Below are 6080 nucleotides of genomic sequence, written 5' to 3' on the forward strand. Positions count from 1 at the left end.
GCACAATCTTCTACGAAATAACTTTAATTTGGTCCACCCTATAAAGCTCTTAGTCTTCTAATAATTAAGTTTCTGGATCTTACAAATAACTAGTTGACAGTGCCAAGAAACTAACGATTTCTTTTTCCATCCCAATCCAGTGATCGTAGGAAAGGGCAATATACATGTTTGATTTTTTGCATACCGAGAATCCCCCCTTGTAGGCTTTTTAAGATCGGCGTTGACATTAAGGATTTAAAGACTCCGCCGTTTGTGATAGTAAAGCCAAGATTTGGACCATGAAAGTTTCGACATTGATTTTGTTGGGTTTTTTGTATTTCCATGCACAATATCCCCCATGATTCTGTTTCTCCTTATGTTTTTCCTTGAAAGAAGTAATTATTAATTTCTTATGACTAAGAATAATGCAATTATTGAAATAAATAAAATGATATAAAATTATAATCACATATAAAAAACTTTTATATCCTATAAATTCAGGAGTTAATAATGGATTACCGTTATTAACAAATAGTTAAAAAAAACCAACTAAATCGGCAATGAATCCATCATAGAAGAAGTCAGCGAACTTCAACATTCCTGAAATATTGAGTTCAAGCTGTGCTGTATCTTGGACATCCAATAATTCTTTTTGGAAGTTACTCTTAAGGACGCCTTTTAGTCATAAACCAATGTAAGTGCCAGGCACTGATCGCCTTAAAAAAGTATCCTAAATAGTTTACTTTTAAGAAACAGCTTCAAAAGGAAGGATTGTTAGAAGCCTTCATTTAAAAAGGAACCACGGCATATCATGCCACGATTCCTTTCTTTGCTGAATATAAATGTCACTGCTTTAAGAATGACTTCTATCTTATTCTTGTAATCAGACGCTTTAAACTTACTGCATGAGTAAAAATGACTAAATTTTTAATATATCCTCTTCGTTTGGTAAGGAAGATATCGCTCCTACCCTTGTACATACAAGTGCCCCTACTTTATTTGCAAATAGAATGATCTCTTTCAGTTTACTAAAATCATTAATAATTGTATTAATGGACTCCAAGTTTGCAAACTGATATAAAGCAGCACCGACAAATGCATCACCAGCACCGGTAGAGTCAATTGAATTTATTTCTATACTGTTTATTACACCCACATCATTTCCATTTGAAAGAAGAGTTCCTTCACTTCCAAGAGTCACAGCCACAATTTTCGCTCCCAAATGATGGAGCTTCTCTATTCCTTCATACTTATCCATTTTTCCAGTGATAAGTTCAAGCTCCTCTTCACTGACTTTTACAAAATCAGCCATGGATATACCTTTTCTAGCTAAACTAATAAATTCTTCCATTCTATTTTTCCATAAATCCTTACGGAAATTAGGGTCAAATGATAGGAATATTCCACTATTTTGCGCAAACTCCATTGCATTAAAATAGGTTGTTTTAAATGGGTTATCAAGTAAAGCTGTTGCGGATCCAAAGTGTATTATTTTTGCTCTACTTAGTCTATCTAAATTTAAGTTTTCGTCTGTTAGATGTTGATCTGCTCCTCTATTGAATACAAAATCCCTTTCACCGTCTGCTTGGAGAGAAACAAATGCTAAGGTTGTTGATGCTAAATCATCAGTAACAACCATCGATGTATCTACACCCACCTCTTTTAAAGTTTCTTTCAAAAATGATCCAAATGGATCATTTCCCACTTTTCCAATAAGACTCGCCACCCCACCTAGCTTTGAAATGGCAGCTGCTACATTCGCTGGGGCACCTCCAGCCTTCTTTAGGAAATGATCACCTTCTTTTAAATTAACATCAATATCTGTACAGAAAAAATCGATTAACAGCTCTCCAACGCACATAACTGAGCGGGATGTTTTATTCATTTATTTTCCACTCTCCATTCTTATCGCTTCTATTAATATAGAATACAAAGTATCTAGATCTATATCATAAACAGTTCCCTATTTTGTATATAGAGAGATTTAAATAGCTCATATTGCTCATTATATACATATCCATTCTTTTCATTTGGCTCTACTAGCCTATCACTCTTTTTTACCATTTCACTTACTGCTTCTTCCATTGAATTGAAGACTTTTGTACCTACAGCTGCCATAATTGCTGCTCCTTTACAGGCATGTTCCTTCGTCAAGGTAGTACATATACTTTTTTGAAAAACGTCTGCTACAATTTGCATCCATAAATCACTTTGGATAAATCCACCTGAAGCGATAACCTGCTCAACAGGTATTTGTAGTTCATTAAAAATCTCTAATGAATCACGCAATGAAAAAGCAACACCTTCCATCACCGCTCTCAACATGTGGTAACGATTGTGCTTTAATTGAAGTCCAAAAAACATCCCTTTAGCATTAGCATCCATATGGGGTGTTCTGTCTCCATTTAAATATGGTAGGAAGAGTAACTTTTCACTACCTGATGGAATCTTACTAGTTTCTTTGTTTAACTTAGTAAAGTCTGTGATATATAAAATATTTTCCATTAACCATTTTAATGATAGTCCTGCACTTAAATTAGCACCTAATATGTACCAGTTTTTCACATGACAGAATGTATTTGTACGATATAGTCTGTCATGAACTGGTTGATTTACAGGGGAAAATAACTGTCCTCCTGTTCCAATCGTACAGGAAATTGTCCCCGAAGAAAGGATGCCATTCCCAACAGCCTGCATCGGCTGATCCCCTCCACCATATACGACAGGGGTTGCTAATTTCAATCCAGTTTCATTGGCTGCAATTCGTGTTACGTAACCAGCGATCTCGTATGGCTCACGGCATAGTGGAAAAAGGTTCCTATTTATCCCTAACTTTTTAATTAGATCTTCAGCCCATTCTCTTCTTTCTATATTAAATATTAATGTTCCACAAGCATCTGTTGAATCTGTACCAATTTCACCAGTTATTCTGTAACGTATATAATCTTTAGGTAAAACCACTTTATCTATTTTTTCATAATTAAAAGGTTCATGGTCTTTTATCCACATTAAAGAAGGCAGTAAAAAACCAGGAGAAAGTGCATTCAGTGTTTGCCTTCCTACTTCTTCCTTTTGGATTTTATTATGTATGGAGTGGATTTGCTGCTGACTTCTTTGGTCACACCAAATGATCGCTGGTCTTATTACTTGTTTGTCTTTATCAAGTATTACTAAACCATGCATTTGTCCAGAAAAACTAATTCCAGTAATTTCAACCTCATATCCCCCCACTTTTTGTAAACAATGCTGTATGGTCTTCTTTGTAGCTCTCCACCATTCTTCAGGATCTTGTTCTGCCCAATTTCTTGCAGGAGTATTTATGCTATATACCTCACTATCTGAAAAACACTCTGTTCCAGTATAGTCAATCAGGCATGTCTTCACACTAGATGTTCCAAGATCTATTCCAAGCAAGTACTTCATCAAATACCCCCTTTTTGATCGCAAAATTGCATGAAAAATGAAGGCTGTCGATCATTCGACAGCCTTTAAAATGTCTTACTTCCAATGAAAAAATCCACTTATTGGAAAGATATTTCATCTTTTTTACCTTTATTACTCTTGTTCTCTACATTGTTAAATGCATCTGTTGAATTCCATTAAGCTGCACTATTTCCACGTAAGCGATCTAATAATACCGCGGCAACAATTACTCCACCTTTGACAACAAGCTGCCAATAATAGTTAACGTCCATTAGAGTTAAGCCATTACTAATAACGCCCATAATTAATACCCCAATGATCGTTGCTTGTATCTTTCCTTTACCACCTGTTAGACTAGTTCCGCCCAAAATAACCGCTGCAATTGCATCTAACTCATACATTTGTCCTGCAGTTGGTTGACCAGAATACAACCTGCCAGCTAAAACAACCCCACCTAAACCTGCTAATAATCCACTGATGGAATAAACATTAATTAATGACTTCTCAACCTTAATCCCTGTTAATCGTGCTGCTTCTTCATTTCCACCAATGGCATAAATATGGCGGCCAAACATGGTATACTTTAAAACATAAAACATAACGACATAAACAAAAATCATGATATAGATAGGAGTTGGTATTCCGAAAATAGCTCCGCCACCAATGAATTTGAACGTTTCATTTTGTAAAACAATCGGATAACCACCACTAATGACATAAGCAAGACCTCGAACATAGGTGAAACTACCTAATGTAACAATAAATGCTGGTAATTTGGTTTTAGCAGTGAAAAATCCATTTATTAGTCCTACTGCATACCCTACAGCCACACCTGATATCATGGCAATGACGGGGTTAACTCCTGCTGAAGAGACCATAACTGAAATAACACCGGATAAAGCAACTGTTGACCCGACCGACAAATCAATTCCACCAGTTAATATCACAATTGTCATTCCAGCAGCTAGAACAGCAATGATGGAAACCTGCTTTAATACATTTAACATATTGGCCGTTTCTAAGAAATTAGGCGCGGTAAAAGAAAGGACAACACATAATAAGATTAAAATCATGATCATACCCAATCGATTCCATAATCCGTGAAGGATCTTCCCAACATGAAGGCTTTCTCTTTGTGATATTGTTTGAGTATTTCCCCTCATTTTCTTTACTCCCCCCTAGTAGCTAAGTACATAATTTTTTCCTGTGTGGCTTCTTCTCTCGAAAGTTCTCCTGTTAATCTTCCTTCGCACATGACGAGGATTCGATCACTTACGCCTAAAACTTCCGGAAGCTCAGATGAAATCATTAAAACTGCCAAGCCATTTTCGGCAAGCTTCGAAACAATTTTATGTATTTCAGTCTTTGCCCCAATATCCACACCTCTCGTGGGTTCATCAAGCAGTAATACTTTAGGTGCGATGGACAGCCATCTTGCGATCACAACTTTTTGCTGATTACCACCACTTAAGTTCGATACCTGCTGTTCCGGTGAGGCAATTTTTATGTTTAGTTCTTTTATATAACGATCAGCGGTAGCATTCACTTCTTTCCAACTAACAATTCCTGCCTTCGTATGCTTTTTCAACTCTGCCATTAAAATATTCTCTTTTACAGACATAGATAAAAATAATCCTTGCTCTTTCCTGCTTTCAGGTACATGAGCAATCCCATTAGCCATTGCATCTATAGGGGATTGTATTTTAACGGACTTTCCATCTACAAATATTTCGCCACTTTTCAACTCAGATGCACCAAATAGAGCCCTAACTAACTCTGTTCTCCCCGCACCTACAAGCCCTGCTAAACCAATAATTTCACCTGGATAAATTTTAAACGAAACGTTTTTAACAATGGTGTTATCTGAAACATTTCTCAGTTCTAGAACAGGGGAACTGCTTTTTGAAAGTTTTTTAGGATCAGAAGACTTATCTCGATTAAACAAATCTTTTAAATCACGACCTACCATTAGCTTCACAAGGTGATCAGGGTTTGTCTCTTCAATGGGGCCACTTGCAATCCACTCACCGTCACGTAAGACAGTAAATCTATTAGCAATCGTAAAGATTTCTTCCATTCTATGAGAAATATAAACGATGGCAACACCCTGTTTTTTTAAATCCTCAATAATATCAAATAGTTTCATAATTTCTTTATCTGTTAAAGAGGCTGTTGGTTCATCCATAATAAGAACCTCTGCCTTAAAGGATAATGCTCGGGCGATCTCCACCATTTGTTGTTGAGCAACGCTTAGGGTTGAAACCAATTGGCGTGGGTCAAGATTAGAACCCATTGAATCCAACACCTTTTGTGCACTTTTATGCACCTCTCCCCACTTAACCATCCCTAACCGATTTCTCGGAAAGGTTGAACCCATTAAGATATTTTCACTAATCGACAAATTGGGAGAAAGGCTTAATTCCTGATGAATAACATTTATTCCTTTGTTCCTTGCATCAACAGGATCCTTCCACAAAGTCGGCTGACCTTTAAAATAGATCTTTCCACCATTATTATCAGGTGTATAGATCCCTGCTAAAATTTTCATAAAAGTTGACTTTCCGGCTCCATTCTCACCCATTAAGGCATGTACTTCACCTGGATAAAGTTCAATTTTCACATTGTTTAATACGGTTACACCTGAGAACGTTTTACTAATTCCTTCCATATTTAACACT

General features: G+C 36.4%; 4 protein-coding genes and 1 pseudogene. All 5 read right to left on the reverse strand.

The features are described from left to right. Positions 1 to 79 precede the first annotated feature (79 nt). A pseudogene (locus J7E77_RS16945) lies at positions 80 to 263 on the reverse strand (2-oxo acid dehydrogenase subunit E2); the annotation flags it as partial. A 635-nt stretch (positions 264 to 898) separates the two neighbouring features. Beyond that, complete coding sequence (locus J7E77_RS16950; protein WP_214715883.1) at positions 899 to 1864, reverse strand: carbohydrate kinase family protein; 966 nt, start codon at positions 1862 to 1864, stop codon at positions 899 to 901. Between the two features lie 59 nt (positions 1865 to 1923). After that, the gene (gene xylB / locus J7E77_RS16955; protein ID WP_214715884.1) at positions 1924 to 3402 is read right to left on the reverse strand and encodes a xylulokinase; all 1479 of its coding nucleotides are present in this window, start codon (positions 3400 to 3402) and stop codon (positions 1924 to 1926) included. A gap of 176 nt (positions 3403 to 3578) precedes the next feature. Then, on the reverse strand, positions 3579 to 4481 hold the full coding sequence (locus tag J7E77_RS16960) for an ABC transporter permease (protein WP_374102983.1): 903 nt from the start codon (positions 4479 to 4481) through the stop codon (positions 3579 to 3581). 89 nt (positions 4482 to 4570) lie between these two features. Further along, positions 4571 to 6079 (reverse strand): sugar ABC transporter ATP-binding protein, encoded by a 1509-nt coding sequence (locus tag J7E77_RS16965; protein WP_214715887.1) that lies wholly within the window; start codon positions 6077 to 6079, stop codon positions 4571 to 4573. Position 6080: the final 1 nt, after the last annotated feature.

Source organism: Bacillus sp. ISL-77, assembly GCF_018613105.1.